Below are 25,908 nucleotides of genomic sequence, written 5' to 3'. Positions count from 1 at the left end.
CCCTACTTTGGCGCCGCCACCACAGCGAGGTGGTCGTCGTGGTACGGCTCGAGACGCTCGGTCGCCAGCACTTCGTAACCGTCCCGGAGTCGGTCGAGCACGTCCTCGAAGACGGCCTCGGGCTCCCGGGTCACGTCCTCGCTGCGGGCCTTCACCGCGCCCACGAACCGCCCGTCGTCGCGCAGGAACTGGCGGTTCGACAGCGCAACCTCCGCCTGCCCACGGGTCGCGACGTCCTGGACGATGGCGTCGAGGCCGGATTCGACGACGTGGGCGTACGTCTCGGGCTTGCGTGCGTCCTTCAGCAACGGGAAGAGGTTGGGTCGGTCCTCGGCGACGGCGAGCAGGTCACGCGTCGGCCGCGGCGCGAACTCCACGGCGTACGTCGGCCCCGCGAAGTCGGCGACGTGGCTCACCGTCGTCCCGTTCGCCGCACCGAGGTAGAGCACCGCGTCGCCACCCGAGAGCCCGGTGTCGACGTTCTTCTCGAACGTCGCACCGAGTTTCGATCGGTGGGGGTTCCAGCGGCGCCACCCTTCCGAGACGGGTTCGCCGTACACCGGTTCGCCCTGGGTCGCCAGCGAGTCGTCGCTCTCTCCCCCGAACTCCCGCCGTTCGACTCCGTCGGGCAGCGTCACGACGAATCACGCGCACGGATGCGCTCGATACGTTCGTCGAGGTCCGCCTGCAGGTCGGGCCTGCTGTCCCCCGAGTAGTGGTCGATGCGGGCTGCGATGGTGAGTTTCCCGGCGAGTGCGCGGGCGGCGGACCCGCGCTGTTCGGGGTGGGTGCCCCGGACGTAGTCGTGGGTGTAGATGGCGCCGTGTTTGGGGGACGGAGCGTGCCCGCGGAGGTGGGCGAACAGCGCGTCCTCGGCGCCCAGCACCTGGAGGGTGCCGCTCGGTTTCTTCGCGAGCTCCCCGAGGCCGCCAGCGAGCGCTATCAGGCGCGCCGCGAGCACGGGGCCCGCGAGCGTCGAGAGGTTCGGCGCCACCGCGGGCGCCTGCTGTTCGACGTACGAGCGCACGGCGTCCCGTTCGTCTCCGAGGTCTGCAGCGCGTCGACAGAGCGAGATTGCCTGCTCCTCGCTCGGCGTCGCGGGGTCCCGGCTGGCCATCTCGCGTGCACCGTCGACACCGCTGCCGACGTCGTCGAGGACACTGCCGGCCCACTCCGTGCCGCGCTCGGCGATTTCGTTGGCCGCCTCCGCGAGGTCGGCCATCGCGCGCACGGCGTGAATCAACTGCTGGTCGTCGGCGCTCTCGCGCTCCCGGACGGCCGCCCGCGTCCCGGCGAGCGTCGCGTCGTGGAGCAACTCGTAGTACTCGTCCTCGTCGCCGGCCGCGCCCGCTTCGACGGCCAGCGCCGGCCAGTCCTCGGGGGCGTCGGCGCGGCCCGTCCGGACGGCGTCGCCGGCGGCCGCCGCGTCGTCGGGGTCGACGCCGGCGAACCATCCCTGTGCGGTCATGCCCGGGGATTCCGGCCGCGCGCGTTTAAACCTACCTCGCTCGACCGCGACCGTTCGACCGCTCGCCGCCCAGGCTGACCGTTTAAGACACTCCAGGTCGTCGGCCCGCCCATGAGCCGTTCGCGCGACGAGGACGACCCGCCGGACATGTCCGACCTCTTCGACGAACTCGAGGATCTCGACGAGATCGTCGACGAACCGGACGCCCAGGCCCGCCTGGACGCGGTCAAGGAACTCGCCGGCGAAATGCAGGATGAGGGCCGGACCTTCGGGCAGGTCATCTACGGCTTCGACCGCCACGACACCGCCGAAGCGGCCCTCGGTAGTCTGCTGTTCGGCATCCCGATGGCCGTCGAGGGGGGCACCAACGAAGCCGGCGCGTTCGTCGCCGAACACGTCCTCAACCTCGCGGGAAGCCTCGTCGCCACCGTCCTCATCGTCTACGGCGTGCTCTACATCGCCCGCTTCCAGGACGTCCGCGTCTCGGACCCGTTCTTCGGCTTCGTCCCGCGTCGCCTCGTGGGCGTCCTCGGCGTCTCCACGGTCACCGCAACCCTCCTCCTCACGGGGTGGGGCCGCGTCGACTGGGCCGACCCCTGGGTCGCGGTCTGTACTGTGGCCGTCGCGTTCGCCCCGATGGCCATCGGCGCCGCCCTGGGTGACATCCTTCCCGGGAGCTGAGCCCTCACGAAGCCACTCAGTGGGATTTCGTTCTATCCGCGCTGGCGACGCCGAAAGACAATGGTTAAAATGCATCCGGGCGCATAGTCGGGGTATGAGCGAAAGCGAAGCCAAGCGGGCGCGAAAGTGCGTCTCCTGTGGCATCAACATCTCCGGCACCACCGCAGCCGCGTTCAAATGCCCGGACTGCGGCTTCCAGATCTACCGCTGCTCGAAGTGCCGCAAGCAGAGCAACCTCTACGAGTGCCCCGACTGCGGGTTCCGAGGGCCGTAACCATGGGGAAGGTCGCCGCCATTCTCAAGGTCATGCCCGAGAGCCCCGAGATCGACCTCGATGACCTCCGGGAGAGACTCTCGGAGTCCCTCCCCGAGGGCGCGAAGATCAACGGCACCGAGGAGGAGGAGGTCGCCTTCGGCCTCACCGCCCTGCTCACCACCGTCATCGTCCCCGACGACGCCGGCGGCACGGAAGCCGTCGAGGAGGCGTTCTCGAACGTCGACACCGTCGAGTCCGTCGCCGTCGAGGAAGTCGGCCGCATTTAAGCACGTCTCTGCTTTGCGGGGGTGGCCGGAGGCCACCCCGCTCGGCAAAAACTTGCGGAAAAAGCACTCCTCCTTCACTTCACGCTCTTCGAGCGTTCCGTTCAGTCGTCGACCCGCGCTCACTGCGCTCGCGCGGTGGTCACGCGAGCACAGCGAGCGTGATGTCGTCAGCGCGCAGCGTTGACGGGAAATCGCCTCCCTCGGGTTCTTCGAACCGCTCGGTCGGCGACCGCTAGTCACCACCGGCTGTGTCGCTATTCGTTCTCCTCCTCGACGATGGCGACGATTTGCACGTCGAACCCCCACCCCTCGTCGAGGTAGTTCCCGTCCTCGAAGCGGTAGCTCCCGGTCTGGATGCAGTCGTGGCTGTCGTGAGCAGCGAGCACGTTGAAGTCAGCGGCGACGGTCCCGCCAGGGTCGAGGGTCTCGGTCCGCATCACCGCGGGGAGGGCGATGCCGTCGGTCGCCTGCCAGCAGTTCTCGTCGGGTTCGTCCGGAACGACTGAATCCCCCGGCGACAGAAGGAGCGAACTTGTCCCGTCCTCGTGCTGGCCCAAGAGGCCGTCCCACGGGACGAGCGACCCGAACGCGAACTCGCGTGCCTCGTCGGCCTCGTTCGTGAACGCGACGCGGAGCATCGCCGGGTGGTCGACGGTGAAGTGCCGTTCTACGGTTACCTCGATGGTGACGTCGTCGGCCGGTGGGTCGTCGGTCCGTACGTCTTCAATCTGGTACGGGAACCAGCCGCCGTCGGTGGTCGTCTCGTCTTCGGTGGTCGTGTCCTTACCTACGGGTGCGGTGGCGTAGCCGGTGCAGCCAGCGAACGCCGTCGCGGCGAGCGTTCCGAGGAGGGTTCGGCGCTCCATAGCTGTCCGAACGTGGCTCTGGGATAAACGCTTTCTCGGGAGTGAAACGAGCGTTTGAGCGCCTCAGAGCGTCGCGTCCATCGCCTGTTCGAGGTCGGCCTCCAGGTCTTCGACGTGTTCGATGCCGACGCTCGCGCGGATGAGTCCGTCCGTGAGTCCGGCGGCCTCGCGCTCCTCCTTCGGAATCGCGGCGTGGGTCATCGCCGCGGGCTGTTCGATGAGTGACTCGACGCCGCCGAGGCTCTCCGCGAGGGTGAACACCTCCGTGGCGGCGACGAACTCGCTGGCCTCCTCGAGCGTGGCGTCGAGTTCGAAGGAGACCATCCCGCCGAAGTCGTCCATCTGCTCGGCAGCGAGGTCGTGGTGCGGGTGGCTCTCGAGACCAGGGTAGTACACCTCGTCGACGTGGTCGTGGCCGTCGAGCCAGTGGGCGAGAACGCTGGCGTTCTCGCAGTGGCGGTCCATCCGTACGCCCAGGCTCTTCGTCCCGCGGAGCACGAGGAAGCAGTCGAACGGCGACGGCGTGGCGCCGACGGAATTCTGGTAGAAGCCGAGGCGTTCGTCGAGGTCCGCGTCGTTTGTGACGAGCGCGCCAGCGACGAGGTCCGAGTGGCCGCCGAGGTACTTCGTGAGACTGTGGCAGACGACGTCCGCGCCGAACTCCAGGGGACGCTGGAGGTACGGCGTGGCGAACGTGTTGTCGACCGCGCAGAGCGCGTCGTACTCGTGGGCGATCTCCGCGAGCGCGCCGATGTCGTTGACGTTCATCAGGGGGTTCGTCGGCGTCTCGACCCAGACGAGTTCCGTTTCCTCGCCCATCGCCGCCCGCACGGCGTCGTGGTCGGTGGTGTCGACGAAGTCGAAGGAGACGTCGTACTCCTCGTACACCTGCGTGAAGATGCGGTGAGTGCCGCCGTAGACGTCGTCGCCCGCGACCACGTGGTCGCCCGCCTCGAGGAGGTTCAGGACGGTGTTGATGGCGCCCATCCCCGAGGAGAAACAGCGCCCGAACTCCCCGCCCTCGAGGCTCGCGAGGTTCTCCTCGAGGTCCGTCCGCGTCGGGTTGCCGGTGCGGCTGTACTCGTAGCCGCGGTGGTTGCCCGGCCCGTCCTGGACGTACGTGGAGTTCGCGAAGATGGGCGTCATCAGCGCGCCCGTGTCCTCGTCGGGCTCCTGGCCGGCGTGGATGGCTCGCGTGTCGATGTGTTCCTCGTCGTCAGTCATGGGTGCAGGTGTGTGGGCCCGCGAGTTAGGTCTGTTCGTTGCCGGAGACGAACCCGCTTCGTAACGTGCGTTTTATAACCGCGACGCCAGTACACCACTCCATACGACCATGCCGAGTTCCAACGGACCCCTCAACAGCACCCGAAAGAAGCTCTCGAACAGCCCCCGCGACCGGGGGACCTCCCCGCCCCAGCGCGCCATCGCCGAGTTCGACGAGGGCCAGAAGGTCCACCTGAAGACCGACCCCAGCGTCTCCGACGGGCGTTTCCACCCGCGTTTCGACGGTCTCACCGGCACCGTCACCGGCAAGCAGGGACGCGCGTTCAAGGTCGCAATCAACGACGGCGGCAAGGACAAGACCGTCATCGCCAAGGCGGCACACCTCCGCGCGCAGGACGACTGACATGACGATCTTCAAGGAGACCCTCGACGAGGAGTTCCTCACCATCTCGGAGGCCAAGGAGCTGCTCTCGGAGGTCGAGGCCGAGCGCGCGCTTGACGAGAACCGCGAGCTCCGCTTCGAACTCGCACGGGCCGTCGAGCACGTCAACCGGTTCGCGGTGCTCGAACCCGAGGAGGCCCGGGAGTTCGTCGACGAACTCCTCGAACTGGAGAGCATCGGCGACGAGGCAGTCGCGTACAAGATCGTCGACCTCCTCCCCCGGACGCGCACGGAACTCCGCGCGGTGTTCGCCCAGGAGCGCTACGCGCTCGACGGCGACGAACTCGACGAGATTCTCGACGTCGTTGCGAAGTACGCCTGAGTTGCCGACCGTTTAAGTGTCGGCTAGGCGTACCCATTCGTATGAGTGATACGCCTTCGACGGACGACGAGGAGCTCGCCGTCGTCCTCGATTACCTCGCCCACGGCCGCTCAGACGGCGGCCGCGACTACAGCGACGGATCTCTCGCCTACGCGGTCTCCGTCGACCGGTTCACGCTCTACGAACTGAATCTGTCGGAGGACGCAGACATCTCCATCCTCGACCGCGTGAAGATCCGCCCGGACTTCGAGGAGGGCATCAAGCGCGGCCGCGAGGTGGACTACGGCGACCTCTCGGACGGTGCCCGCTCGGAACTGGACTACGTCGTCGAGGACATCGTCGACGAGGACGAACAGCGGTTCGTCGACTTCTACAACGAGGCCCAGCCGATTTCGCTCCGGCTCCACCAGCTCAACCTGCTGCCCGGCATCGGGGACAAACTCCGGGACAACATTCTCGACGAGCGCAAGCGCAGCGGCCCCTTCGAGAGCTTCGCGGACCTCGAGGAGCGCGTCGACGGCCTCCACAGCCCGCGAGAGATCATCATCGAACGGATCCTCGACGAGATGCAGGAGGACGACCTGAAGTACCACAACTTCGCGCGCTCGTAGGGGAGCCTTTAGGAACCACCGGGGGTTACACCCGGCAATGACTGACCCCCGGGACCCGGATGCCCTGATCCGCAGAGCCGGTCGTCCCAACCCCGAGTTCGACCAGCATTTCCTGGTCGACGACCGCGTCCTCGACCGGATTCCGACGTACGCGGAGGGGTTCGACCGCTCGCACGTCCTGGAAATCGGTGCGGGCACCGGCGCCCTCACCGACCGCCTGCTCGCCGTCGCCGACCACGTGACCGCCGTCGAGCGCGACGCGGACTACGCTGCGTTCCTCCGCGAGGAGTTCGCCGACGAGCTAGCCGCCGACCGGCTCACCGTTCTCGAGGGGGACGTCCTCAAGGTCGACCTCCCCGAGTTCAGCTGTTCTGTCTCGAACCTGCCCTACGGCGTCTCGAGCGAGACGACGTTCCGACTGCTCCCGCTCGGGCAGCCCCTGGTGTTGATGTACCAGCGGGAGTTCGCGGACCGGATGGCCGCCGAGTCGGGAACGAGCGACTACGGCCGCCTCTCTGTGACGACCCAGCACTACGCGGACGTCGAGGTGGTCGAGACGGTCCCACCGGAGGCGTTCGACCCCCAGCCCCGCGTGCAGAGCGCGGTGGTGCGGCTGACGCCCCGTGACCCCGACTACGTGGTCGAGGACGAGTCGTTCTTCTTCGACTTCGTGAAGGCGCTGTTCACGCAGCGCCGCAAGACGGTGCGCAACGCCATCCGCAACACCGGCCACATCTCCGGGCTTTCGGACCCGGACGCGGTCGTCGCGGCCGTCGACGAGGACGTGCTCGGGCAGCGACCCGGCAACCTCTCGCCGTCGGCGTTCGCCGCGCTGGCGAACGTCGCTCTCGGCGTCAAACGAGGTGGGTCGTCGTGAACTGGCTGACGGCGATGGACGCGTTGCTCACCGACCTCTCCTCCATCGAACGGCTGGTGGCGTCGACGGTGGCGGTCGCCGTCCCCTTCCTCGTCATCGCGCTGGCCCACCGCGAGGTCGACCGGCGGCCGTCGCGGGTGACCCGCGTCGTCGCCGTCTTCGCGTCGCTCGCCGCACTCGCGGCCGCCGCTGGCGTGGTGGTGGTCGTCTGGGGACTCGAAGCCGCCGCCACCGAGCAGTTGAGCATCCTCGAAGGACACGCCCAGACGCTCGTCCGGGTGATGGTCACGGTTGGCTTCTTCGTGGCCGTCTACGTCGGTACCGGCGTCGTCCACCGCACGGTCGAGCGGTTCATGAAGCGGACCGACGGCATCACCGACCACCAGGCAGAGATCACGTACCGAATCCTCCAGATCTCCGTCTACGTACTCGCGCTGGTGGTGATACTCGGGTTCTGGGGCATCCAGCTCGGCGGCCTGCTCATCGGGGCCGGGTTCGCGGGTATCGTGCTCGGCATGGCCGCCCGGCAGACGCTGGGCGCGGTCATCGCGGGGCTCGTGTTGATGTTCTCCCGACCGTTCGAGATCGGTGACTGGGTGAAGATCGGGGACAACGACGGCATCGTCACCGACATCACCATCGTCAACACGCGACTCCAGACGTTCGACGGCGAGTACGTGATGCTCCCCAACGACTACGTCGGGTCAAACGAAGTGGTCAACCGCTCGCGGAAGGGCCGCCTCCGCATCCACGTCGAGGTCGGCGTCGACTACAGCAACGACATCGAGTTCGCGAGGGAGGTCGCCAAGGAGTCGATGAGCGACCTCGACGACATCCTCACCGTACCGCGCCCGCAGGTCGTCGTCAGGGAGTTCGAGTCCTCCTCGGTGCTGCTCGACCTCCGGTTCTGGATCGACAAGCCGAGCGCCCGCCGCCGCTGGCGCGCCCAGACCGCGGTCATCACGTCGGTGAAGTCGGCCTTCGACGAGGAGGGCGTGAAGATCCCGTTCCCGCAGCGGGAGGTTTCGGGGCGCGCAGAGACCGGCGGCTTCCGCGTGCGAGAGCAACCCCCGGAAGAGACGCGGACGGACGCGAACCCGCAGTCGAAAGTGGACGCGCCGGAACCCGAGGATGACTGACCTGGCGGACCGCCGCGGCGCCGAGACGGAGGTCTACCAGCCCGCCGAGGACTCGCTGCTGCTCGCGGAAGCTGCCGTCGACGACGTCGACGCGCGGGCCCGCGTGCTCGAGGTCGGTACCGGGTCGGGCTACGTCGCCGCCACCGTCGCCGACGAGACGGGCGCCAGCGTTGTCGGGTCGGACCTCAACCCGTTCGCCTGCCGGCAGGCGTTCGACCGCGGCGTCCCCGTCGTTCGTGCCGACCTGCTCTCGGCGTTCCGCGACGACGCATTCGACGCCGTGCTGTTCAACCCGCCCTACCTCCCCCGGGACGATGCCGCCGAGCGCGACGACTGGATGGAGGTCGCGCTGTCGGGCGGCGAGAGCGGTCGCGAGGTCGTCGAACCGTTCCTCGACGCGGTCGGCCGCGTGCTCGCCCCCGGCGGCGTGGTTCTGCTGCTCGTGAGCACGCTGACGGGCGTCGAGGAGGTCGTCGAGTACGCCGGTGACGCCGGGTTCTCGGCGGCCGCCATCCGCGAGGAGTCCTACCCGTTCGAGACGTTGACCGTCCTCAAGCTGAAGAAATAACCTACGGGAATATTTCTTGATGGAAAATATTAAACGCGGGTATCGCATACCGTCGGGTAGATGACCCGAATCGCCACGACTCTCGGCCTCTACCCCCTCCCCGACGACGCCAAGGAGCGGCTGTCGGACCTGAAGGGCCACCAGAAACACGACCTCGTCAGCGGCGACGAGGACCCCGCCATCGAATCCACGTACGACGACGTCCGCGAGGAACTCGTGGGCGCCCAGCAGGACGCCGGCCTCGACCGCGTCGTCGAAGGCCAGGCCCGCTGGGACGACATGCTCGCCCACCCGCTCACCGTCCACGAGAACGTGGAGGCCGGCGGCATCGTCCGCTACTACGACAACAACAACTTCTACCGCGACCCCGTCGTGCAGGGCGACCTGGACTTCTCCGGGGACATCGCCGCAGACCTCGACGCAGCGGCCGACCTCACCGACGACCTGCAGGCCGTCGTCCCCGGCCCGTACTCGCTGGCGGACCTCGCGACCGACGAGCACTACGGCGACGACGAGGAGTTCCTCGCCGCCGTCGCGGAGTTCCTCGCCGGCGAGGTCGAGGCGTTCCCGGATGCCGTCGAGACGGTGTTCGTCCTCGAACCCTCGCTCGTGACGAATCCGCCCGGTGAGGGCGCCGACGAGCGCGCCAGCGAAGCCATCGACGAGGTAGCCAGGGCCGCCGACGCGGATGTCGTCGCCCACTCCTACTGGGGCGCCCTCGAGGAGAAGGTCCACGCCCACCTGCTCGACGCGGACGTCGACGCAATTGGCTACGACCTCGTCTCGAACCACGACGACAACGTCTACAACGTGGCCGAGTACGGCACCAAGGACTCCGTCGCCCTCGGCGTCGTCGACGGCCAGAACACGCTCGTCGAGTCACCGGAGACCATCCGGGAACGCATCGACTGGTTCCAGGACGCCGTCCCCGGCGACTTCGACGACGTCTACGTCACGTCGAACACCGAACTGTTCTACCTGCCCGTCAACCGCTTCGAGGAGAAACTCGCCGCGCTCGGGCAGGCCGTCGCCCCGGAGGTGGAAGCATGAGCAACCGCGACCAGTTCCGCCCCGAGGGCCACGCGAACGACCACTTCCTGCTGACCACCGTCGTCGGCTCCTACCCGAAGCCGAAGTGGCTCGACCGCGCGAAGGACCTCTGGGAGGACCCGGACGCCGACTTCGGCGACGACGAGTGGGCCGAAGCCACCGACGACGCCGCTCGCCTCATCACCGAGGAGCACGAGCGCGCGGGCCTCGACGTCGTCGTGGACGGCGAGATGCGGCGCAACGAGATGGTGGAGTTCTTCGCCCACCGCATCGACGGCTACGAGTTCAACGGCCCCGTGAAGGTGTGGGGCCACAACTACTTCGACAAGCCCAGCGTCGTCAGCGACGTCGAGTACGACGAGTCGTGGCTCGTCGACGAGTACGAGTTCACCGCGAGCGTCGCCGAGCGCCCGGTGAAGGTCCCCATCACGGGGCCGTACACGCTCGCCAACTGGAGTTTCAACGAGGCCTACGACGACGACGAGGCCCTCGCCTACGACCTCGCGGACCTCGTCAACGAGGAGATCGAGAAACTCGTCGAGGCGGGCGCCCGCTACATCCAGATCGACGAACCCGCCCTCGCGACCACGCCGGACGACCACGCCATCGTCGGCGGCTGCCTCGAACGCATCGCCGACGGGATTCCCGAGGACGTCCGCATCGGTCTCCACGTCTGCTACGGCGACTACTCCCGCATCTACCCGGAGATTCTGGAGTTCCCGGTCGACGAGTTCGACCTCGAACTCGCCAACGGCGACTACGAGCAGCTAGACGTCTTCAAGGACCCCGACTTCACCAAGGATCTCGCGCTCGGCGTCGTCGACGCCCACGTCGCCGAGGTCGAATCCGTCGAACAGATCGAGGCGAACATCCGGAAGGGCCTGGAGGTCGTGCCGCCCGAGCGGCTCACCGTCAGCCCTGACTGCGGCGTGAAACTCCTCCCCCGTGAGGTCGCCTACGAGAAGATGGCGAACCTCGTCACCGCCGCCCGCAACGTCGAGGCCGACCTCGACGAGGGGAACATCGACGTCTCGGCGGCCGCGCCCGCCGACGACTGACGCCTCAGGCGTCCTCCCGGCGCAGTTTTTCTAGGTGGCTCCTGCAGACGACGTCGTCAGTCACCCGTTCGTACTCCTCCTGGGACTCCTCGCCAGCGGCCGTCACGGCGCCGACGAACTCCACGAGGTCGTAGTCGCCCGGCTGGCCGCAGTAGAGACACGTCGCGTTGTCGATGTCGGCGGGCACGTGCTCGGCGACGCACTGCTCGCAGATGCCGATCGCGTCACCGTCGACGAGCCGGTAGATCGGCCCCGTCTTGTTGCAGACGATACAGTCCATACGGGGCGGTCGCTCCGCCGCCGGAAGAAACCCTAGCCCGAGCGCTCGCGGACCTCGCTCGCGACGCGCCCGACGGTATCGTACTCGTCGTCGGCGTAGGCGATGAAGCGGACGTCACGGAGCGAATCGGGGTCGAACTCCAGAATCTCCTCGGGGATGATGCGGGCCCCCTCAGTCAGGTCGAACCCCGCGACGCCACAGCCGAGGGCCGGAATCACGAGTGACTCACAACCACGCTCGTCGGCGGCCGCGAGGGCGTTCCGGGTGGCCGCTCTGATGCTCTCCGCGGTGGCTTCTCCGTCGCCGTAGTGGGGCATCGCGGCCGCGTGAATGACGTACTCCGCGTCCTCAGAAATCCCTGATTTCTGATGGGCTGCGGAAATCGCTCCACGATTTCCGAACGTCGAGGTCGTAGGCGTCTGTCACCGCGACCTCGCCGAGGTCCACTGGACCCTTCGACGTCGCCTCCTCGTTGATTTCGGGGCCGGCGCCCCGGCGGAGTGCGCCCTCGACGCCCGACCCCATCTCGAGGCTCGTCCCCGCGGCGTTCACGAGCGCGTCCGCTTTCTGTGCGGCGATGTCGCCCTGGTCGACGCTGAACTGCATGGCTACTCGAAGTTCTAACTGCGCGACGAAAAAGGTCGGCGTCGCTAGTGGTCGTCGGCGTCCTCGTACACCCACGAGGCGGTACTGAGCTCCCAGTCGACGAGTTCGTCCTCGTCGAAGAAGAGCCCGATCTCGCGCTCGTTGGCGCCCTCGTCCTCGTGGTCGCTCCCGTGGATGAGGTTGTGGCCGAGGTCGTTGCCGTAGTCGCCGCGGATGGTGCCCGGAGCGGCCTCCTGGGCGTCCGTCGCGCCCATCATCTGGCGGACCTGCCGCGTGGCGTCCGCGCCCTCCCAGACCATCGCGAAGACGGGTCCGGAGGTGATGAACTCGACGAGCCCGTCGAAGAACGGCTTGTCCTCGTGCTCGGCGTAGTGCTCGTGGGCGAGCTCCTCGTCGATCTGCATGAACTTGCCGCCCACCATCTTCAGGCCCTTGTCCTCGAGCCGGGAGACGACGTCGCCGATGAGACCGCGCTGGACGCCGTCGGGCTTGACCATCACGAAGGTGCGTTCGTCGTGGTGGCTCATCTGTCAGTCCTCGACTTCCTGTTCTTCCTCGGTCCACTCCACGTCGCGTGGCTCGCGGCCGAGGTCGGCGTTCTTCTCGCACTTCGACGAACAGAAGTGCACTGTGCTCCCGTCGTTGTGGACGAACATCGTGCCCGTACCGGGCTCGATGTCGGCGCCACAGTAGTCACACGTTCGAGTCTGAACCATTACTGACCACCGATGGAGTCCGCCTCGCGGGCGGTTTCCTTGAGCTGGAGGACGTCCCCCACTCGGACGGGGCCCAGGACGTTCCGCGTGATGATGCGGCCCTGGTTCGAGCCCTCCTGTATGCGGCACTTCACCTGCATCGCCTCGCCGTGCATCCCGGTCTTGCCGACGACTTCGATGACTTCGGCGGGCGTGGCGCCCTCTTCAGATTCCTCTGCACTCATTGCTGGTTACTGGAGGTCCTCGATCTTCTGCGCGATGTCCTCGACGTCGTCCTCGGCGTCGCCGGCGTCCACGATGGCCGCGGCGGCGCTGCCGACTTCGAGGCCGGCGGCGTTGCCGAGTTCGTCCTGCGTCTCGACGAACGTCACGCCGATGCCCTTCTCGTCGGCGAGTTCGGGCAGGTGCATCACGATCTCTTCGGGAGAGACGTCCTCGGCGACGTAGACGAGCGAGGCGTTGCCGCGCTCGACGGCCTTGGTCGTCTCGTTGGTTCCCTTCTTTACTGTTCCTGTGTCACGAGCCACTTCGAGCGCTTCGAGGGCTCGCTCCTGGAGGTCGGCTGGAACGTCGTAGTCAACGTACACTGGCATATGTTGTTCACCTTCCCGCGGACGGGCTTGCGCTCCCCTGCCGGTTCGGAATCCCTGACGGCTAGGAGCATCATCGACCCTCCACAGGCTGTATCCTACTCATCCGGGTCCCTCAGTTAAAAGCGCTTTCAAAGCACGTCGCCGTGCGACGGCGAGACACGCCGGACGAAACGCCCTTCCCCCGCCTCCCCGAAGCAGGGGTCGATGAACGTCGACGCTGCGCGGGCACTGCTCCGGGAGGCCCGGTCGGCCGACGAGCGACGCCTGCTCGTCCTCGCCGGCGACCGCGAGGCGGGCCTGGACGCCGCCAGCACGCTCCTCGAGGAACTCCCGATTCCGCTCGGGGGCACGACCCTGGTGTCGACGCGGGACGCCCTCGCCTGCGAGCAGGTGGCCCCGCGGAACGCCGACCGCCTGCTGGGCACCACACGGAGCGCCGTCGTCTTCGACGCCCACCCGGACTGCCGCCCGAACGCGCTCGGCCGCGTCGTCGGCGCAGTGGACGGCGGCGGCCTCCTCGTACTCCTCGCCCCCGCACTCGACGACTGGCCGGAGCGCCGCGACGCCTTCGACGAGGGGCTGGCGGTGCCGCCGTTCGGCGTCGACGACGTCGCGGGGAACTTCCGACGACGCCTCGTCGCCACACTGCGCGCACATCCCGGTATCGCCATCTACGACGTGGACGAGAACCGGCTCGAACGCGACGGACTGACCGACCCCGCCCCCCAGCTCGCCGAACCACGTCCGGACCCGCCCGACGCCGCAGCCTTCCCCCGTGAAGCGTACGAGGCCTGCCTCACGGGCGACCAGATGAGCGCTCTGACGACTTTCGAAGAACTCGCCGAGGTCCCGGCAGCCGTCGTCGCGGAGGCCGACCGCGGCCGCGGCAAATCCAGCGTCGCGGGCCTCGCAGCCGCCTGCCTCGCCCGCGACGGGATGGACGTGCTCGTCACCGCCCCGGGTCGCCGGAGCACGGACGAACTGTTCGCCCGTGCCCGGGAACTGCTCGGCGAACTCGACGCCCTCCGGGGTGATGGCGACACCATCGAAACCGATTCGGGCGGACGAATCAGGTTCGAGAAACCCCCAGTAGCGGCCGAACTTCCGGGCGACCCGGACGCGGTGTTCGCCGACGAAGCGGCAGCCATTCCGGTCCGACTGCTCGAAGCGCTGCTCGACTGCGAGCGACTCGCGTTCACGACCACGGTCCACGGCTACGAGGGTGCGGGCCGCGGCTTCGACGTCCGGTTCCGGGACCGACTCGACGACAGCGCCCACGAGGTGACGGAGGTGGCGCTCGTCGACCCCATCCGGTACGCTGCGGGCGACCCGGTAGAGACGTGGGCGTTCCGCGCGCTCCTGCTCGACGCGCGGCCCGCCGTCGACCCGCTCGTCACCGACGCCTCAGTCGACGACGCGGCGTACGAAGCGTTCTCTCCAGAGGCACTGCTCGCGGACGACCACCTGCTCCGGGAGACGTTCGGCCTGCTCGTCTACGCCCACTACAGGACCGAGCCGAACGACCTCGCGCGCCTGCTGGACGCCCCGAACCTCGCCGTCCGCGCGCTCGTCCACGACGGCCACGTCGTGAGCGTCGCGCTGCTCGCCCGCGAAGGCGGCCTCGACACCGGCCTGCGGACGGCGATGTACGAGGGCGAACGCGTCAAGGGGAACATGATTCCGGATGTGCTCACCAGCCAGTTGCGCGACGAGGACGCCGCCGTCCCCGTCGGCTGGCGCGTGATGCGCATCGCCACCCACCACGCGGTCCGCGAGCGCGGCCTCGGTTCGCGGCTCCTCTCGGCGGTCCGCGGGGAGTTCGAGGGTGAAGCAGACTGGCTCGGCGTGGGCTACGGCGCCACCCCGGAACTGCTGTCGTTCTGGGCCGACAACGGCTACTCGACGGTCCACCTCTCGACGACGCGCAACGACACCAGCGGCGAGTACTCCGCGGTGATGCTCGCACCGCTCACCGACGCCGGCCGCGCGCTCCACGACCGCCACGCGGCCTGGTTCGCCCGGCGGAGCGCGAGCGTGCTCTCCGACCCACTGCGGGACCTCGACACGGACGTCGCGCGAGCGGCGCTGCGTGCGTGCGACGCCGACCCCGGCCTCGACCTCTCGGCCGACGAGTGGCGGGTCGTCGCGGGCGCCGCGCACGGTCCCGGGATGTACAGCGTCGACCCCGGACCGTTCCGGCGCCTCGCCCGCTACCACCTCGTCGCCGGCGACGCCGCCCTGCTCTCCGCAAGCGAGGAGCGCCTGCTCGTACGAAAACTCCTGCAGGCCCGCCCGTGGAGCGACGTCGTCGCGGAACTCGGCTTCCACTCGACGGGGCAGGCGATGCGCGCCCTCGGCGACGCGCTCCGGCCGCTCGTCGTCGCGTACGGCGACGACGCGGCGCGCGCCGAACTGGCCCGATTCACCGACGAGGATTAGGGGCAGACGGCCGAACGAGCGGACATGGAGGTGCTCGTCGCGCTCGCGTTCGTGTTGCTGGCCCTCGGCGTCGTCGGGAGTGTGCTCCCGCTGCTGCCAAGTGGTCTCCTCTCGCTCGCCGGTGTCCTCGTCTACTGGTGGCAGACCGGCCGACCGGGCCCGCTGTTGCTCGCCGGTCTCGTACTCGTCGCGCTGCTCGCCGTGGCCGTCGACTGGCTCGCGGGGTTCGTCGGGGCCCGCGCCGGCGGGACCGACACGAAGACCGCCATCGCCGCGGGAATCGTCGGGTTCGCGTTGATGATTCCGACCGGCCCCATCGGTCTGCTCGTCGGCGTGGCGGGCACCGTCTTCGCACTCGAACTGTACGAGGACCGGGACGTCGAGGAGAGCGCGCGCCGCGCAGCGTACGCCACGGTCGGCGTGCTCGCGTCCTCTGCGATGCAACTCGTGCTCACTGTCGCCATCCTCGCCGTGATGGTGTGGGTGCAGTTCGCGTAGCGTCGGCGCCCGTCACTCCACGAACTCGTCGAACAGCCCCCGGAACCGGTTCAGCGTCTCCGGCGTCACCGCGTTGCCGTCGACGGTGTACACGCCAGTGACGTCGCGGGTGCGACACGTGCCGACGATGGAGTCCAGCAGGCGGTAGACCCGGTTCACCTCCGCGTACATCAACAGGATGCTCACGCTGTCCACGAGCACCCACCCGGTACCGGGTTTCAGGTGGCCGAACCCGCGGTTGAACTCGATGCTGATACCCGTGAAGTCCATCGGACTCACGCGGTTCGACGTCCACATCGGTCCCTCGTAGTTGACGGACGACCCGGTGATGGGGACGACGCCGACGTTCCGCGTGGGGACGCCGCGCTGTTCGAGGGCCCGCTCTATCTGCGTCGGACTCCGGCCAATGGACACCACCAGGAGGTTCTCGAAGGCGCGTTCGGGGAGCATCTCGTACTTGAACTTCGTCCCCGGGAGCGCGACGAGCGCCTGCTCGCCCGCCGCGACGCCGTCGAGTTCCCCCGGTGTCTCCGGACGGAGTTCGCCCTCACTCGGCGTCATCGGCGAATCCCCCCTCGACGTCACTTGTCTCGATGCTGATGGACCCGGGTTCGATGTCGACGAAGTCGCGGACGAACAGCCAGACTGCCACGAAGTGGAGTGCGGCCGCCGCGGTCAGCACGACGAACGAGACGACGTACGGCGCCCGGGAGCCGACCAGCCCGAAGTAGAGGAGGTCGGCCCCGACCCACCCACCGACGAACAGCACGACGCTCGTCCCGAGATACAGTACGGCACGCCGGTAGACCAGCACCTGGAACCCGCGGGCCGCCGGGTAGATGAGCACTGCGGCGGAGAGCACCAGCAGTGCCGACATCCCCGTGTACGCTGCTTCCACGACGTTCACGCCCGGGCACCTCCACTCACGATGCGAGCGAGGCGGAAGGCGACCAGACTGACGGAGACGACGCCGACGCCGTAGGCGACCATCTCGACGACCAGCCAGTCTCCGCTACCCCCGAGGATGGTGATGGCGAGCGCGGCGGCGAACGCGAGTTCCATGACGGGAAGCGGTGCGAGCACGCGGCCCCACGGCGTCCCGCGGAACCCGTACGCGGCGATGAGGCTGAGCGGGAGGGCGGCGAACATGAATCCAGCCTGGAGGTAGAGGAGGACGTCGAAGACGTTCACTCCCGCTCACCTCCGAAGCCGTCGCTTGCCGTGTCTCGGGGCGATACGTAGGGGCCGTGGTCGCTCCTGGTCACGGCGTCTGTCGCAATGCGCCACCCCGCGAGACAGAACGGGACGGCGGCAGCCAGCACGAACGCGTCGTGTGCCGCCGTCGCGTCGACGGCGAGCACCGTCGCCGCTCCGCCGACGACGAGACCCATCCCCGCAAGAACCAGTGCGTACGGGTAGAGCACGACGTCGCGGTTGGTCGCCGCAGTGACCGCGACGACACTGCCGGACGCGGCGATGACGATTGACTCGGCGACGAGGAGGAGGTCGAACGCCTCGCTCATAGCGAACACCGGCCACTCGTCATCCGGACCAGTTGCACGGCGCTCGCCGTCGAAAGCGCCGCGGCGGCACCCAGGAGCACCAGGACGATGGCTCGGGCGGTAGGCGCCGGGATGGGCGCCGATCCGACGAGCGTGCTCGCGAGACCGAGAGCCACTGTCACCGCGATCGCAGCGAGCACGTTGCCGAACGCGGACCCGTAGAACTGTCTGACCGCCACCGCGAACAGCGGCAGGGACATCGAGAGCCCCACCACCGAGAGTCCCTCGACGAGCGACTGTTGAACCATACCCGGTCACGCGGGGCCACCATCAAAGTAGTTCCTGCTAGACAGTGTCAGCCGAACGAAGAGTCCCGCCGACGGGAGCCTACGGGTGGGCGTAGTAGGCTACCGACTCCGCGTCGTCGTGGCGGTCGCAGCGCGCGAAGCCGACGCGCACGAACTGCACCACAGCGTCGGGGTCGACGTCGGAGAACCCGGGTTCCGCGTAGCCGGAGACGTCGCCGTTCGGGGTGCGCATCCGCACGCGGACGTTCTCCGTGGCGGGCACCCAGTGGACCACGTCCACGCCCTCCTCGCGCACAACGTCGATGTCGGCCTCGTCGAGGTAGTCGAATTCGTCGCCGTCGAACTCGACCGGCCCGTACCCCTTCAGCCAGAGTCGGTCGCCGGCCGCTGGGAGGTCGCGCTCCTCGACGAGGACGGCGTCGCCGACCGGGATGTTCCGCTCTCCGCGGTCCTCGTGGTCGGGGTGGACGAGCGGGTGTGCGCTGTCGGGGCCGCCCGACAGCGGCACCTCGGTGGCGTCGAACTGCTCCTCGGCGCCGCTACCGCGGTCGTCGAAGCCGTCCCGCACGAAGAACTGGCGGGGCGCTTCGTCGTCCACCAGGTCGCGGTTGTTCGAGTACACCGAGGACATCGCGAGGTCGACGTTGCTCGTCGACGTCCCCAGTTCGGTCATCGCGTCCACGAGCGCCTGCCCGCGGATGCCGCGGCGTTGGACGCTCGGTAGCGTCGGCGCGCGCGGGTCGTCCCAGCCGTCCAGTTCGCCCGCGTCGATGAGCTCGCCGATGGTGGACGTCGACATCTTCACGTCGTAGGCGTCGACCTGCACGTGGCCCCAGTGGATGACCTCGGGGTACTCCCAGTCGAAGTAGTCGTAGACGAACTGCTGGCGCTTCGCGGAGTCCTGCAGGTCGATGCCGCGGATGATGTGCGTGACGCCAGTGAGGTGGTCGTCGACGCCCGACTGGAAGTCCAGCATCGGCCAGCAGCGGTACGCTGCGGCCTCCTCGCGGGGGTGGGGCGTCTCGATGATGCGGAACGCCACCCAGTCCCGGAGCGCGGGGTTCTTGTGCTCGATGTCGGTCTTCACGCGCAGCACCATCTCCCCGGAGTTGTAGTCGCCGTCGACCATCGCGTCGAACTCCTCGGCGACGACGGCCGGGTCCTTCTCGCGGTGCGGACAGGCCTCGCCGCCGTTCTTCAGCTCGGAGAACTCCCCGGCCGGACAGCTACACGTGTACGCGCCGCCCATCCCGATCAGCTGACGGGCGTGCTCGTAGTAGACGTCGAGGCGGTCGCTGGCGCGGTACACGTCGGCCGGCTCGAACCCGAGGTACCCTATCTCGTCGAGAATCTCGTCGTACGCCCACAGGAGCGGGCGCTTGGTCTCCGGGTCGGTGTCGTCGAAGCGCACGATGAACTCACCGTCGTACTCCTCGGCGTACGTCCCGATGACCGCCGGCATCCGCGAGTGGCCGATGTGCCACGGGCCGTTCGGGTTCGGCGCACACCGCATCCGGATCTCGTCGTACGCCTCGGCGTTCGGGAGGTCCGGCAGCACCTGGTCGTCCTCCTCGTCCTCGGCGTCGAGTTCCTCGAGGCGCTCGGGCGCGAGTTCACCCAGACGCTCGCGCTTCTCCTCGCGGTCCATCCCGTTGACGTCCGCGATGACCGGCGAGACGACGCCCGGAATCTCGTCGCCGTGCTCGCGGAACTCGGGATTCTCGCCCATCATCGGCCCCATGATGGCGCCGACCTGCGCGTCGCTGTCGTGCTTGAGCGCGTTGAAGAGGGCCGCCACCTCGGCCTCTCGTCGCACGCGCTCGCGAATCTCGTCGTCCATTGGTTTTGAGTTCGCCCGAGGCAGGCAAATCCGTTGGGATTTGTCGTGAGCTGAACTCGCTGTCGCGGAATGGCATACGCGCGGCCTCGCCGCGCGTTTCACCGCGAGCCGGAGGCTCGCGGGAGTTTTTAGCGTAGCTTTTTGCGAGGTGGGTTCCCGCAGGGAGCGAAGCGACCGAGGAAACCCACCGAAGTAAAAAGGTCCTCGTTTAGTAGGTCCGCTCGATGAGGTAGTCCGCGACCTGTTCGAGGCGCCGGTGGGCCTCGTTGTCCGGGAGGACGTCGAGGTGGTCTTTCCCCTCGGCGACGAGGTCCTCGGCGAGGTCGCGGGCGTACTCGATGCTGCCCACGGCCTCGAGTTCGGCGACCGCGTCCTCGATCTCGTCGTCGGTCACGTCCTCCGGGTCGGTTGCGTCGAGGAGGCCCGCGACGTCGACGCCCTGGTCGCGGGCGTGGAGGGTGATGACGGTCTTCTTGTTCTCGACGAGGTCGGAGCCCCGCTGCTTGCCGAGTTCCTCGGAGGACTGCGTGAGGTCGAGGACGTCGTCGTGGATCTGGAACGCCTGCCCGACCCGCAGGCCGTACTCGTACAGCGCTTCGACGGTGTCGTCGTCGGCGCCGAGCACGATGGCGGGGATGCTGGCGGCCGCGGCGTACAGCACCGCGGTCTTCAGCTCCACCATCTCCATGTACTCGTCGGGCACCACGTCGTCGCGGGTCTCGAAGTCGACGTCGAGGGCCTGCCCCTCGCAGATGTGGGTGCAGGTCTCGGCGAGCGTCCGCATCGCGCCGAGGCCGCGCTCGGGCGGCGCCCCGGTCCGCATCATGATCTCGAACGCCTTCGAGTAGAGCGTGTCGCCGGCGAGAATGGCGGTCTCCGTGTCGTACTCCTGGTGGACCGCGGGCACGCCGCGACGGAGGTCGTCGTCGTCCATGATGTCGTCGTGGATGAGCGTGAACGACTGGATGACCTCGATGGAGACGGCGGCCGACATGACGTCCACCGTCTCACCCGTGAGGTCCGGGAACGCCCGGTAGTCGGCGTCCCCCGCCTCGACGTCGGCGAGGGCCTCGGCGGTCAACAGCAGCATCGCGGGTCGGAGGCGCTTCCCGCCGGCCTTCAGGAGGTAGCGGGAGGCCTCGTAGAGGCGCTCCGGGCGCTTCGGCGGGAGGTCCTCGTCGATGGCGGCGTTGACCAGTTCGCGGCGCTCGCGGACCGCGGAGAGCACCGCCTCCTCGCGGGCGTTCCGGGACATCTACTCGACGAGCTGGATGGTGTTGCCGTTCTGCGTGATGTGCAGGTCGCGGCCGAGCTTGTAGCCCTGGCTCCGGCAGAGGTCGGTGTACGGCGCGAACCCTTTCGTGTCCTGGTGGGCGGGGATGACGTTCTGCGGCTGGAGCGCCTGGAGCATCTGGTAGTGGCCCTCCTCGCGGAGGTGGCCCGACACGTGGATGTCGTCGTAGATGCGGGCGCCCTGCATCTGGAGGAGGCGCTCGGACTGGTAGCGCTGGCCCTCGTTGGTCGGCTCCGGAATCACGCGGGCCGAGAAGATGACCTTGTCGCCGTCCTCGATGTCGTAGGGAGTCTCGCCGCGACCCATCCGGGTGAGCATCGCGCGGGGTTCACCCTGGTGGCCGGTGACGATGGGGAGGAAGTTCTCCTTGCCCTCGTTCATCACGCGCTTGAACGCGCGGTCGACGGACTTCCGGTGGCCGAACATCCCGAGGTCGTCCGGGAAGTTCACGCGGCCCATGCGCTCGGCGGTGCCCGAGTAGTGCTCCATCGAGCGGCCGAGCAGGATGGGTTCGCGGCCGATGTCCTTCGCGAACTCCACGAGCGAGGAGACCCGGGAGACGTGACTGGAGAACGTCGTGGCGACGATGCCGCCGTCGTAGTCCTCGACGCTCTGCATCACGTCCTTGAGGTGGCGCCGCGCCACGCTCTCGGAGGGCGTGCGGCCCTTCCTGCCGGCGTTCGTGCAGTCCTCGATGTAGCAAAGGACGCCGTTGTCCTCGCGCCCGATCTCGCGGAACCGCTTCATGTCGATGGGGTCCTCGAGGACAGGGTCGTGGTCGATGCGCTTGTCGAGGCCGTAGACGATGGCGCCCTCCGGCGTGTGGAGGACGGGGTTGATGGCGTCGATGATGGAGTGCGTGACGTGGACGAACTCGAGTTCGCAGCGGTCACCGATCTGCATCGTCTCGCCGGCGCTCATCTTCACGAGTTCGTTGTCGACGCCGAACTTCTGTTCGCCCTCGATCTGACCTTTCACCAGTTCCGTGGTGAACGGCGAAGCGACGATGGGCGCGTTGTAGCGGTGGGCGAGCTTCGAGAGCGCGCCGATGTGGTCGAGGTGGCCGTGGGTCGGCACGATGGCCTTCACGTCGCCCTCGAGGTCGCTCATCACCCGGTCGTCGGGGATGGCGCCCATGTCGATAAGGTCGAGGCTGTGCATCTTCTCGGTCTCGACGTTGTCGTGGATGAGGACCTGCGAGAGGTTGAGGCCCATGTCGAAGATGACGATGTCGTCACCCGCTCGGATCGCCGTCATCTGTCGCCCGACTTCCTCGTAACCGCCGATGGTTGCAATTTCGATTTCCATGGTTGGAATCACTGAAACCCGCTGTCTTGCGCGTCTCTAAACAGCCGCGGACTGGCGACGGCGATCTACGGCATCTTGCGGCCGTTAGCCGCCGTCGCGTGAACGCCCGCGACGCTGCTCTTGGTCATCGTTGTACCCGCGTTGTTAAAAACAGCAGGGATTGCCGGTGGCCCCAAATCGCGGGAGACGACCACAATCCCACGGAGCGAGACGGGCCTACCCCTCGATTCTCGTTCCGGCGTCCTCGCCGGCGAGGAACGCCTCCAGGTTCGCCGGGCCGAAGACGAAGGCGGACGACTCCGCGTCGAGGAGCGCTCGCACCTTCGCCGCCATGCCGCCGGTGACGTCGGTGGCGTCGCTGCCGCCGAGGGCCGCCGCGACGTCGTCGTAGCTCTCGATGGTTGGGACGACCTCGCCGGACTGGTCGAGGACGCCGGGAACCGTCGAGCAGAGGCCGAGCCGGTCGGCGTCCAGACCCGCGGCGAGGTGGGTGACGAGTTCGTCGCCGCTCAGGATCGTCGCGCCCTTGCCCGCGTGTGCGAGGATATCTCCGTGCATCACCGGGACGAATCCCTCGTCGAGCATCGCGGCGACGTGGGCTGTCGGCAGGTGGAGGTCGGCCGCCGCGTCGCGATGCCCGGCGGAGAACGGGTGGACGGGAACCGCGGGCACACCCGCCTCCGCGAGCGCCCCGACGACGGCGGTGTTCAGGCGCTCCATCGTCCCCGCGATGTCCCGGACCGCCTGCGGGTCAGTCGTCCCGTCGCTGGTAGAGACGCCGTGTTCGGCGGCGTGTGGGTGACCGAAGCTCCCGGCGCCGTGGACCACGACGAGGTCCGAGACGTCTGCCGCTCCCACTTCCATCGCCAGGTCGGCGAGCCGCTCGTCGTCGACCGTCTCTCGGCGCTCCTTCTCGGTGACGACGCTGCCGCCGAGTTTCAGGACGACCGTCATTCTGCGCGCACGCCCTCCGTGGCGAGCGCAGCGCGGAACGCCTCCTCGCAGTCAGGCGTGAGCGAGAGAGCGGTCTCAGAGCCGTCCTCGGGGTCAAGCGCGACGACGCTCCCGCCGCCGCCGGCGCCAGTCAGTTTCGCGCCGAGCGCGCCGCTCTCCCGGGCCGCCCACACCATGTTTTCGAGGGAACGCGCGGACACACCGAGCGCCGACAGGAGGCCGTGGTTGACGTCCATCAGGCGGCCCAGCGTCTCGACGTCGCCGTCGGCGAGCGCGCGCTCGCCCTCCCGGACGAGGTCACCGATTGCCTCTACAGTGTCCGCCGCGAAGCCGAACTCCTCGCGGAGCGAGCGCACGCCCGCGACCAGCTCGCCGGTGTCGTGGCTGGTGCCGTCGTAGCCCACGACGAACGGCAGGTCGGGCGCCTCGAGGGTGGTGCAGTCGTCGCCCTCCACGCGCACCGCGCCGCCCATCGCCGAGCAGAACGTGTCGGCGCGGGACGCCTGTCCCTCCTGGACCTCGTACTCGACCTGATAGGCGCGCTCTGCGACCTCCCGTGCGTCGAGTTCGACGCCGAGTTCCCGCGTCGCGGCGTCGATACCCGCTACCGCGACGGCCGCGCTCGACCCGAGGCCCGCGCCGAGGGGAATCTCGCTGACTATCTCCACGTCGAAGCCCGCGTGCTGGCTGTCGGCCGCGTCCCGCGCCTGCGACACTGCCTCGTCGACGTACCCCGTCGCCGCCTCGACGAGCGGCGTCGGCACGTTCACGTCCGGCGCCTCGTCGTCAGAGTCGCTGTACTCGACGGTGAATCCGTCGAGCGAGAGCGCGTCCGCGGACACCCGCAGGCGGTCGTCGTCGCGTTCGGAGACGGTGACGGTCGCCCGGCGCTCGATGGCGCAGGGCACCGCCGGCTCCCCGTAGACGACGGCGTGCTCGCCGAAGAGGTACACCTTCCCCGGCGCACTCGAAGTCGTTGGCATACCTCCCGGTGTGACCCCCGAGGTAACAGATGTTCCGGAACACCGCGAGCGATAGCGGCGGGTCGCTCACCTGCGAGCAGGGCTGAGCAGTCCACTCGAACGGACCGTTCCGCCCCGACCTTATGTGCACGGGCGGCGAACGGGCGACCATGCGCCCGGTCATCGACCACGTGCCGTTCGCCGCCAGCGACCTGACCGCCATCGTCGAGCGCTTCGAGTCGGCGGGGTTCGACCCCGACTACGGCGGGGAACACCCCGACGCGGGCACCGAGATGGCGGCGCTCGTCCTCCCGGACGGCTCCTACCTCGAACTCGTCGCGCCCACTCGGTCGGACCCGGCGTGGTGGGGCGAGTTCTTCGAGTACGGCGACCCCCTGGGCGGCCCCAGCGACTGGTGCGTCGAGTCCGGCAGCGTCCACGCCGAGTGTCAGCGGCTCATCGACCACGACGTGGAGGTCCACGGCCCCTCCCGCGGGAGCCGCGAACGCCCCGACGGCACGGTCGTCGAGTGGGACAACGCCTTCCTCGGGCCGCCCGACGAACACCTCCTCCCGTTCGTCGTCAGCGACCGCACGCCCCGCGAGTACCGCGTCCCCGACAGCGAACTGTACGGGTCGCCCGTGTCCGGAATTGCGTGGGTCGTCCTCGCCACCGACGACATGGAACGCACCGTCGACCGCTTCGAGCGCCTCTACCGCTTCCCCTCCCCGGAGTACGACTACGACGACGAGTACGGCGACCTGGCGTGCTTCCCCGGCCAGGACGTCGTCCTCTGTGAACCGGACGGCGGCCGCGTCGCCGACCGCGTCGCCGAGTTCGGGCCCTGTCCCGCCACCGTCCTGCTGAGTGCGGACGTCGACGACGCGCGCCACCAGCACCCCCTCGGCGACGGCCGGGAGTGGTTCGGCCGCCGCGTCCGGTTCGTCGAGGGCCTCGACGGCTACCTCGGTCTGGTCGCGCGGTAGCCACGGCCGGTCGCTGGCCGCCGGTCCCCCGCTCGCCAGTGAGCGGGACGCGCTGGCAGTTCTCGGAGATTCTGGTGACTTTCTGCACAGAGTTCGGTAAATCTCTTTCTCGGAGTCGCGCGCAGTTCTAGATATGACGAACCGCAGACGATTCCTCACCGCCTCCGCAGCCAGTGTGGCGGCAGTTCTCGCCGGCTGCACGACCGGGACCGGCGGCAACGACCAGGAAACCACGACAACAGCGCAGGCGACGGAGACGACGGGGTCGGCGGCCACGACCACCGACTCGATGGACGGGAACGCCACCGTCGCCGTCCGGTCGACTGACGAGTACGGCGACGTCCTCGTGGACAGTGAGGGACTGAGCCTCTATCTGTTCACGGAGGACGAGGGCAGCACGTCGACCTGTTACGACGGCTGTGCGGACAACTGGCCGCCGCTTACAGTCGACGGCGAACCGACCGCAGTGAGCGGCGTGACCGCGACACTGGGCACGACAGAACGCGACGACGGGTCGACGCAGGTGACCGCCGCCGGTAAACCGCTGTACTACTTCGCCGGCGACAGCGCTCCTGGCGACACCAACGGACAGGGCGTTGGAGGCGTATGGCTCCTGTTGGCGCCCGACGGCTCCCAGATTGGCGGGACGGATTCGACGACTACGACGACGGACGACGCGGGCGGCGGGTACTGACCCGGCACCAAACCGTCGTTCCCCGTTCGGTCCCCTCGCCTGTTCTCGCACAGCGACGGCGTCGCCACTGCCGAAGCGT

Annotated in this window: 34 protein-coding genes and 1 pseudogene; 15 read left to right on the top strand and 20 right to left on the bottom strand. The window is 68.4% G+C overall.

The genetic code is table 11. From position 1 onward, the window contains the following. Window positions 1-2 precede the first annotated feature (2 nt). Window positions 3-638, bottom strand: a complete 636-nt coding sequence (locus HALDL1_11855) for a fibrillin (GenBank protein AHG04213.1) — start codon at window positions 636-638, stop codon at window positions 3-5. Continuing rightward, complete coding sequence (locus tag HALDL1_11850) at window positions 635-1,468, bottom strand: nucleolar (GenBank protein AHG04212.1); 834 nt, start codon at window positions 1,466-1,468, stop codon at window positions 635-637. The genes HALDL1_11855 and HALDL1_11850 overlap by 4 nt, the downstream gene beginning before the upstream one ends. 111 nt (window positions 1,469-1,579) lie before the next feature. On the opposite strand from HALDL1_11850, the gene HALDL1_11845 reads away from it, so the two are divergent. From HALDL1_11845 to ef1B, 3 genes are all read left to right on the top strand, one after another. Next, window positions 1,580-2,149, top strand: a complete 570-nt coding sequence (locus tag HALDL1_11845; protein AHG04211.1) for a hypothetical protein — start codon at window positions 1,580-1,582, stop codon at window positions 2,147-2,149. A 94-nt stretch (window positions 2,150-2,243) separates the two neighbouring features. Next, window positions 2,244-2,423 (top strand): RNA-binding protein, encoded by a 180-nt coding sequence (locus tag HALDL1_11840; protein AHG04210.1) that lies wholly within the window; start codon window positions 2,244-2,246, stop codon window positions 2,421-2,423. Between the two features lie 2 nt (window positions 2,424-2,425). Next, window positions 2,426-2,692: an effector protein gene (gene ef1B, locus HALDL1_11835; protein ID AHG04209.1), complete on the top strand. Its 267-nt coding sequence runs from the start codon at window positions 2,426-2,428 to the stop codon at window positions 2,690-2,692. A gap of 254 nt (window positions 2,693-2,946) precedes the next feature. Here the strand turns inward: ef1B and HALDL1_11830 are convergent, their stop codons facing one another. Both HALDL1_11830 and HALDL1_11825 read right to left on the bottom strand, forming a co-directional pair. Next, on the bottom strand, window positions 2,947-3,558 hold the full coding sequence (locus tag HALDL1_11830; protein AHG05320.1) for a hypothetical protein: 612 nt from the start codon (window positions 3,556-3,558) through the stop codon (window positions 2,947-2,949). Between the two features lie 63 nt (window positions 3,559-3,621). Continuing rightward, complete coding sequence (locus HALDL1_11825) at window positions 3,622-4,782, bottom strand: cystathionine beta-lyase (protein AHG04208.1); 1,161 nt, start codon at window positions 4,780-4,782, stop codon at window positions 3,622-3,624. Window positions 4,783-4,891: 109 nt separating this feature from the next. On the opposite strand from HALDL1_11825, the gene HALDL1_11820 reads away from it, so the two are divergent. Genes HALDL1_11820 through HALDL1_11785 form a run of 8 tightly spaced genes read left to right on the top strand, consistent with a single transcriptional unit; the run spans window position 4,892 to window position 10,849 of the window. Continuing rightward, on the top strand, window positions 4,892-5,185 hold the full coding sequence (locus HALDL1_11820; protein AHG04207.1) for a 50S ribosomal protein L21: 294 nt from the start codon (window positions 4,892-4,894) through the stop codon (window positions 5,183-5,185). Window position 5,186: 1 nt separating this feature from the next. Next, complete coding sequence (locus HALDL1_11815) at window positions 5,187-5,546, top strand: DNA-directed RNA polymerase subunit F (protein ID AHG04206.1); 360 nt, start codon at window positions 5,187-5,189, stop codon at window positions 5,544-5,546. A 41-nt stretch (window positions 5,547-5,587) separates the two neighbouring features. Beyond that, entirely contained in the window at window positions 5,588-6,157 is a 570-nt protein-coding gene (locus tag HALDL1_11810) for an adenosine deaminase (GenBank protein ID AHG04205.1), read from the top strand. Window positions 6,158-6,194: 37 nt separating this feature from the next. Further along, window positions 6,195-7,034, top strand: a complete 840-nt coding sequence (gene ksgA / locus HALDL1_11805; protein AHG04204.1) for a 16S rRNA methyltransferase — start codon at window positions 6,195-6,197, stop codon at window positions 7,032-7,034. Further along, entirely contained in the window at window positions 7,031-8,173 is a 1,143-nt protein-coding gene (locus HALDL1_11800; GenBank protein AHG04203.1) for a small mechanosensitive ion channel protein MscS, read from the top strand. The genes ksgA and HALDL1_11800 overlap by 4 nt, the downstream gene beginning before the upstream one ends. Continuing rightward, the gene (locus tag HALDL1_11795) at window positions 8,166-8,741 is read left to right on the top strand and encodes a methyltransferase (protein ID AHG04202.1); all 576 of its coding nucleotides are present in this window, start codon (window positions 8,166-8,168) and stop codon (window positions 8,739-8,741) included. The genes HALDL1_11800 and HALDL1_11795 overlap by 8 nt, the downstream gene beginning before the upstream one ends. Before the next feature lie 60 nt (window positions 8,742-8,801). Then, a complete protein-coding gene (locus HALDL1_11790) occupies window positions 8,802-9,791 on the top strand; it encodes a 5-methyltetrahydropteroyltriglutamate/homocysteine S-methyltransferase (protein ID AHG04201.1) in 990 nt (329 codons plus the stop codon). Then, window positions 9,788-10,849, top strand: coding sequence for a methionine synthase (locus HALDL1_11785; GenBank protein ID AHG04200.1), 1,062 nt, complete (start codon window positions 9,788-9,790; stop codon window positions 10,847-10,849). The genes HALDL1_11790 and HALDL1_11785 overlap by 4 nt, the downstream gene beginning before the upstream one ends. 4 nt (window positions 10,850-10,853) lie before the next feature. On the opposite strand, the gene HALDL1_11780 is transcribed toward HALDL1_11785, so the two are convergent. The 6 genes and pseudogenes from HALDL1_11780 to rpl7ae form a co-directional block, all read right to left on the bottom strand. Continuing rightward, complete coding sequence (locus HALDL1_11780; GenBank protein ID AHG05319.1) at window positions 10,854-11,129, bottom strand: hypothetical protein; 276 nt, start codon at window positions 11,127-11,129, stop codon at window positions 10,854-10,856. Window positions 11,130-11,161: 32 nt separating this feature from the next. Beyond that, window positions 11,162-11,735: pseudogene (locus tag HALDL1_11775) on the bottom strand (Appr-1-p processing protein). 44 nt (window positions 11,736-11,779) lie between these two features. After that, on the bottom strand, window positions 11,780-12,262 hold the full coding sequence (locus HALDL1_11770) for a nucleoside diphosphate kinase (GenBank protein AHG04199.1): 483 nt from the start codon (window positions 12,260-12,262) through the stop codon (window positions 11,780-11,782). 3 nt (window positions 12,263-12,265) lie between these two features. Then, a complete protein-coding gene (locus tag HALDL1_11765) occupies window positions 12,266-12,451 on the bottom strand; it encodes a 50S ribosomal protein L24 (protein ID AHG04198.1) in 186 nt (61 codons plus the stop codon). After that, window positions 12,451-12,675: a 30S ribosomal protein S28 gene (gene rps28e, locus HALDL1_11760; protein AHG04197.1), complete on the bottom strand. Its 225-nt coding sequence runs from the start codon at window positions 12,673-12,675 to the stop codon at window positions 12,451-12,453. Before rps28e ends, HALDL1_11765 begins: the two co-directional genes overlap by 1 nt. A gap of 6 nt (window positions 12,676-12,681) precedes the next feature. Next, window positions 12,682-13,044 carry a 50S ribosomal protein L7 gene (gene rpl7ae, locus HALDL1_11755; GenBank protein AHG04196.1) on the bottom strand — a complete coding sequence of 121 codons (363 nt, stop codon included), beginning with the start codon at window positions 13,042-13,044 and terminating at the stop codon, window positions 12,682-12,684. A gap of 204 nt (window positions 13,045-13,248) precedes the next feature. Between rpl7ae and HALDL1_11750 the strand changes: the two genes are divergently transcribed. Both HALDL1_11750 and HALDL1_11745 read left to right on the top strand, forming a co-directional pair. Further along, the gene (locus HALDL1_11750; GenBank protein AHG04195.1) at window positions 13,249-15,483 is read left to right on the top strand and encodes a tRNA(Met) cytidine acetyltransferase; all 2,235 of its coding nucleotides are present in this window, start codon (window positions 13,249-13,251) and stop codon (window positions 15,481-15,483) included. A 24-nt stretch (window positions 15,484-15,507) separates the two neighbouring features. Beyond that, a complete protein-coding gene (locus HALDL1_11745) occupies window positions 15,508-15,981 on the top strand; it encodes a hypothetical protein (protein ID AHG04194.1) in 474 nt (157 codons plus the stop codon). A 12-nt stretch (window positions 15,982-15,993) separates the two neighbouring features. On the opposite strand, the gene HALDL1_11740 is transcribed toward HALDL1_11745, so the two are convergent. From HALDL1_11740 to HALDL1_11695, 10 genes are all read right to left on the bottom strand, one after another. Beyond that, complete coding sequence (locus tag HALDL1_11740; protein ID AHG04193.1) at window positions 15,994-16,542, bottom strand: hypothetical protein; 549 nt, start codon at window positions 16,540-16,542, stop codon at window positions 15,994-15,996. Continuing rightward, window positions 16,529-16,888, bottom strand: a complete 360-nt coding sequence (locus tag HALDL1_11735; protein ID AHG05318.1) for a hypothetical protein — start codon at window positions 16,886-16,888, stop codon at window positions 16,529-16,531. Before HALDL1_11735 ends, HALDL1_11740 begins: the two co-directional genes overlap by 14 nt. Beyond that, window positions 16,885-17,172 (bottom strand): hypothetical protein, encoded by a 288-nt coding sequence (locus HALDL1_11730; GenBank protein AHG05317.1) that lies wholly within the window; start codon window positions 17,170-17,172, stop codon window positions 16,885-16,887. Before HALDL1_11730 ends, HALDL1_11735 begins: the two co-directional genes overlap by 4 nt. Further along, complete coding sequence (locus tag HALDL1_11725) at window positions 17,169-17,504, bottom strand: hypothetical protein (GenBank protein AHG05316.1); 336 nt, start codon at window positions 17,502-17,504, stop codon at window positions 17,169-17,171. Before HALDL1_11725 ends, HALDL1_11730 begins: the two co-directional genes overlap by 4 nt. Further along, window positions 17,501-17,791 (bottom strand): hypothetical protein, encoded by a 291-nt coding sequence (locus HALDL1_11720; GenBank protein ID AHG05315.1) that lies wholly within the window; start codon window positions 17,789-17,791, stop codon window positions 17,501-17,503. Before HALDL1_11720 ends, HALDL1_11725 begins: the two co-directional genes overlap by 4 nt. Window positions 17,792-17,870: 79 nt before the next feature. Next, window positions 17,871-19,631: a glutamyl-tRNA synthetase gene (locus HALDL1_11715; GenBank protein ID AHG04192.1), complete on the bottom strand. Its 1,761-nt coding sequence runs from the start codon at window positions 19,629-19,631 to the stop codon at window positions 17,871-17,873. 208 nt (window positions 19,632-19,839) lie between these two features. Beyond that, on the bottom strand, window positions 19,840-20,886 hold the full coding sequence (locus HALDL1_11710; GenBank protein ID AHG04191.1) for a phosphoesterase: 1,047 nt from the start codon (window positions 20,884-20,886) through the stop codon (window positions 19,840-19,842). Continuing rightward, the gene (locus HALDL1_11705; GenBank protein ID AHG04190.1) at window positions 20,887-22,233 is read right to left on the bottom strand and encodes a ribonuclease J; all 1,347 of its coding nucleotides are present in this window, start codon (window positions 22,231-22,233) and stop codon (window positions 20,887-20,889) included. Window positions 22,234-22,449: 216 nt separating this feature from the next. Then, window positions 22,450-23,187, bottom strand: coding sequence for an isopentenyl phosphate kinase (locus HALDL1_11700; protein ID AHG04189.1), 738 nt, complete (start codon window positions 23,185-23,187; stop codon window positions 22,450-22,452). Continuing rightward, a complete protein-coding gene (locus tag HALDL1_11695; GenBank protein ID AHG04188.1) occupies window positions 23,184-24,170 on the bottom strand; it encodes a mevalonate kinase in 987 nt (328 codons plus the stop codon). Before HALDL1_11695 ends, HALDL1_11700 begins: the two co-directional genes overlap by 4 nt. A gap of 122 nt (window positions 24,171-24,292) precedes the next feature. Here HALDL1_11695 and HALDL1_11690 point away from each other — a divergent pair, with 122 nt between their 5' ends. Together HALDL1_11690 and HALDL1_11685 are read left to right on the top strand one after the other, a co-directional pair. After that, window positions 24,293-25,135 carry a hypothetical protein gene (locus HALDL1_11690; protein ID AHG04187.1) on the top strand — a complete coding sequence of 281 codons (843 nt, stop codon included), beginning with the start codon at window positions 24,293-24,295 and terminating at the stop codon, window positions 25,133-25,135. 133 nt (window positions 25,136-25,268) lie between these two features. Beyond that, window positions 25,269-25,829: a hypothetical protein gene (locus HALDL1_11685; protein AHG04186.1), complete on the top strand. Its 561-nt coding sequence runs from the start codon at window positions 25,269-25,271 to the stop codon at window positions 25,827-25,829. The last annotated feature ends 79 nt before the right edge of the window (window positions 25,830-25,908 follow it).

Source organism: Halobacterium sp. DL1, assembly GCA_000230955.3.
Taxonomy (GTDB): domain Archaea; phylum Halobacteriota; class Halobacteria; order Halobacteriales; family Halobacteriaceae; genus Halobacterium.
The sequence above is the reverse complement of the archived record's forward strand: the minus strand, read 5'-3'. Positions and strand labels throughout refer to the sequence as shown.

What these genes read in the sequence shown, in the direction of transcription:
- HALDL1_11695 (AHG04188.1), bottom strand. Translation starts at nt 24,170, where the DNA reads ATGCCAACGACTTCGAGTGCGCCGGGGAAGGTGTACCTCTTCGGCGAG.
- HALDL1_11830 (AHG05320.1), bottom strand. Translation starts at nt 3,558, where the DNA reads ATGGAGCGCCGAACCCTCCTCGGAACGCTCGCCGCGACGGCGTTCGCT.
- HALDL1_11715 (AHG04192.1), bottom strand. Translation starts at nt 19,631, where the DNA reads ATGGACGACGAGATTCGCGAGCGCGTGCGACGAGAGGCCGAGGTGGCG.
- rpl7ae (AHG04196.1), bottom strand. Translation starts at nt 13,044, where the DNA reads ATGCCAGTGTACGTTGACTACGACGTTCCAGCCGACCTCCAGGAGCGA.
- HALDL1_11795 (AHG04202.1), top strand. Translation starts at nt 8,166, where the DNA reads ATGACTGACCTGGCGGACCGCCGCGGCGCCGAGACGGAGGTCTACCAG.
- HALDL1_11705 (AHG04190.1), bottom strand. Translation starts at nt 22,233, where the DNA reads ATGGAAATCGAAATTGCAACCATCGGCGGTTACGAGGAAGTCGGGCGA.
- HALDL1_11850 (AHG04212.1), bottom strand. Translation starts at nt 1,468, where the DNA reads ATGACCGCACAGGGATGGTTCGCCGGCGTCGACCCCGACGACGCGGCG.
- HALDL1_11685 (AHG04186.1), top strand. Translation starts at nt 25,269, where the DNA reads ATGACGAACCGCAGACGATTCCTCACCGCCTCCGCAGCCAGTGTGGCG.
- HALDL1_11745 (AHG04194.1), top strand. Translation starts at nt 15,508, where the DNA reads ATGGAGGTGCTCGTCGCGCTCGCGTTCGTGTTGCTGGCCCTCGGCGTC.
- HALDL1_11845 (AHG04211.1), top strand. Translation starts at nt 1,580, where the DNA reads ATGAGCCGTTCGCGCGACGAGGACGACCCGCCGGACATGTCCGACCTC.
- HALDL1_11790 (AHG04201.1), top strand. Translation starts at nt 8,802, where the DNA reads ATGACCCGAATCGCCACGACTCTCGGCCTCTACCCCCTCCCCGACGAC.
- HALDL1_11815 (AHG04206.1), top strand. Translation starts at nt 5,187, where the DNA reads ATGACGATCTTCAAGGAGACCCTCGACGAGGAGTTCCTCACCATCTCG.
- HALDL1_11690 (AHG04187.1), top strand. Translation starts at nt 24,293, where the DNA reads ATGTGCACGGGCGGCGAACGGGCGACCATGCGCCCGGTCATCGACCAC.
- rps28e (AHG04197.1), bottom strand. Translation starts at nt 12,675, where the DNA reads ATGAGTGCAGAGGAATCTGAAGAGGGCGCCACGCCCGCCGAAGTCATC.
- ksgA (AHG04204.1), top strand. Translation starts at nt 6,195, where the DNA reads ATGACTGACCCCCGGGACCCGGATGCCCTGATCCGCAGAGCCGGTCGT.
- HALDL1_11780 (AHG05319.1), bottom strand. Translation starts at nt 11,129, where the DNA reads ATGGACTGTATCGTCTGCAACAAGACGGGGCCGATCTACCGGCTCGTC.
- HALDL1_11785 (AHG04200.1), top strand. Translation starts at nt 9,788, where the DNA reads ATGAGCAACCGCGACCAGTTCCGCCCCGAGGGCCACGCGAACGACCAC.
- HALDL1_11825 (AHG04208.1), bottom strand. Translation starts at nt 4,782, where the DNA reads ATGACTGACGACGAGGAACACATCGACACGCGAGCCATCCACGCCGGC.
- HALDL1_11820 (AHG04207.1), top strand. Translation starts at nt 4,892, where the DNA reads ATGCCGAGTTCCAACGGACCCCTCAACAGCACCCGAAAGAAGCTCTCG.
- HALDL1_11810 (AHG04205.1), top strand. Translation starts at nt 5,588, where the DNA reads ATGAGTGATACGCCTTCGACGGACGACGAGGAGCTCGCCGTCGTCCTC.
- HALDL1_11740 (AHG04193.1), bottom strand. Translation starts at nt 16,542, where the DNA reads ATGACGCCGAGTGAGGGCGAACTCCGTCCGGAGACACCGGGGGAACTC.
- HALDL1_11710 (AHG04191.1), bottom strand. Translation starts at nt 20,886, where the DNA reads ATGTCCCGGAACGCCCGCGAGGAGGCGGTGCTCTCCGCGGTCCGCGAG.
- HALDL1_11725 (AHG05316.1), bottom strand. Translation starts at nt 17,504, where the DNA reads ATGAGCGAGGCGTTCGACCTCCTCCTCGTCGCCGAGTCAATCGTCATC.
- HALDL1_11700 (AHG04189.1), bottom strand. Translation starts at nt 23,187, where the DNA reads ATGACGGTCGTCCTGAAACTCGGCGGCAGCGTCGTCACCGAGAAGGAG.
- HALDL1_11765 (AHG04198.1), bottom strand. Translation starts at nt 12,451, where the DNA reads ATGGTTCAGACTCGAACGTGTGACTACTGTGGCGCCGACATCGAGCCC.
- HALDL1_11750 (AHG04195.1), top strand. Translation starts at nt 13,249, where the DNA reads ATGAACGTCGACGCTGCGCGGGCACTGCTCCGGGAGGCCCGGTCGGCC.
- HALDL1_11770 (AHG04199.1), bottom strand. Translation starts at nt 12,262, where the DNA reads ATGAGCCACCACGACGAACGCACCTTCGTGATGGTCAAGCCCGACGGC.
- HALDL1_11720 (AHG05315.1), bottom strand. Translation starts at nt 17,791, where the DNA reads ATGGTTCAACAGTCGCTCGTCGAGGGACTCTCGGTGGTGGGGCTCTCG.
- HALDL1_11840 (AHG04210.1), top strand. Translation starts at nt 2,244, where the DNA reads ATGAGCGAAAGCGAAGCCAAGCGGGCGCGAAAGTGCGTCTCCTGTGGC.
- ef1B (AHG04209.1), top strand. Translation starts at nt 2,426, where the DNA reads ATGGGGAAGGTCGCCGCCATTCTCAAGGTCATGCCCGAGAGCCCCGAG.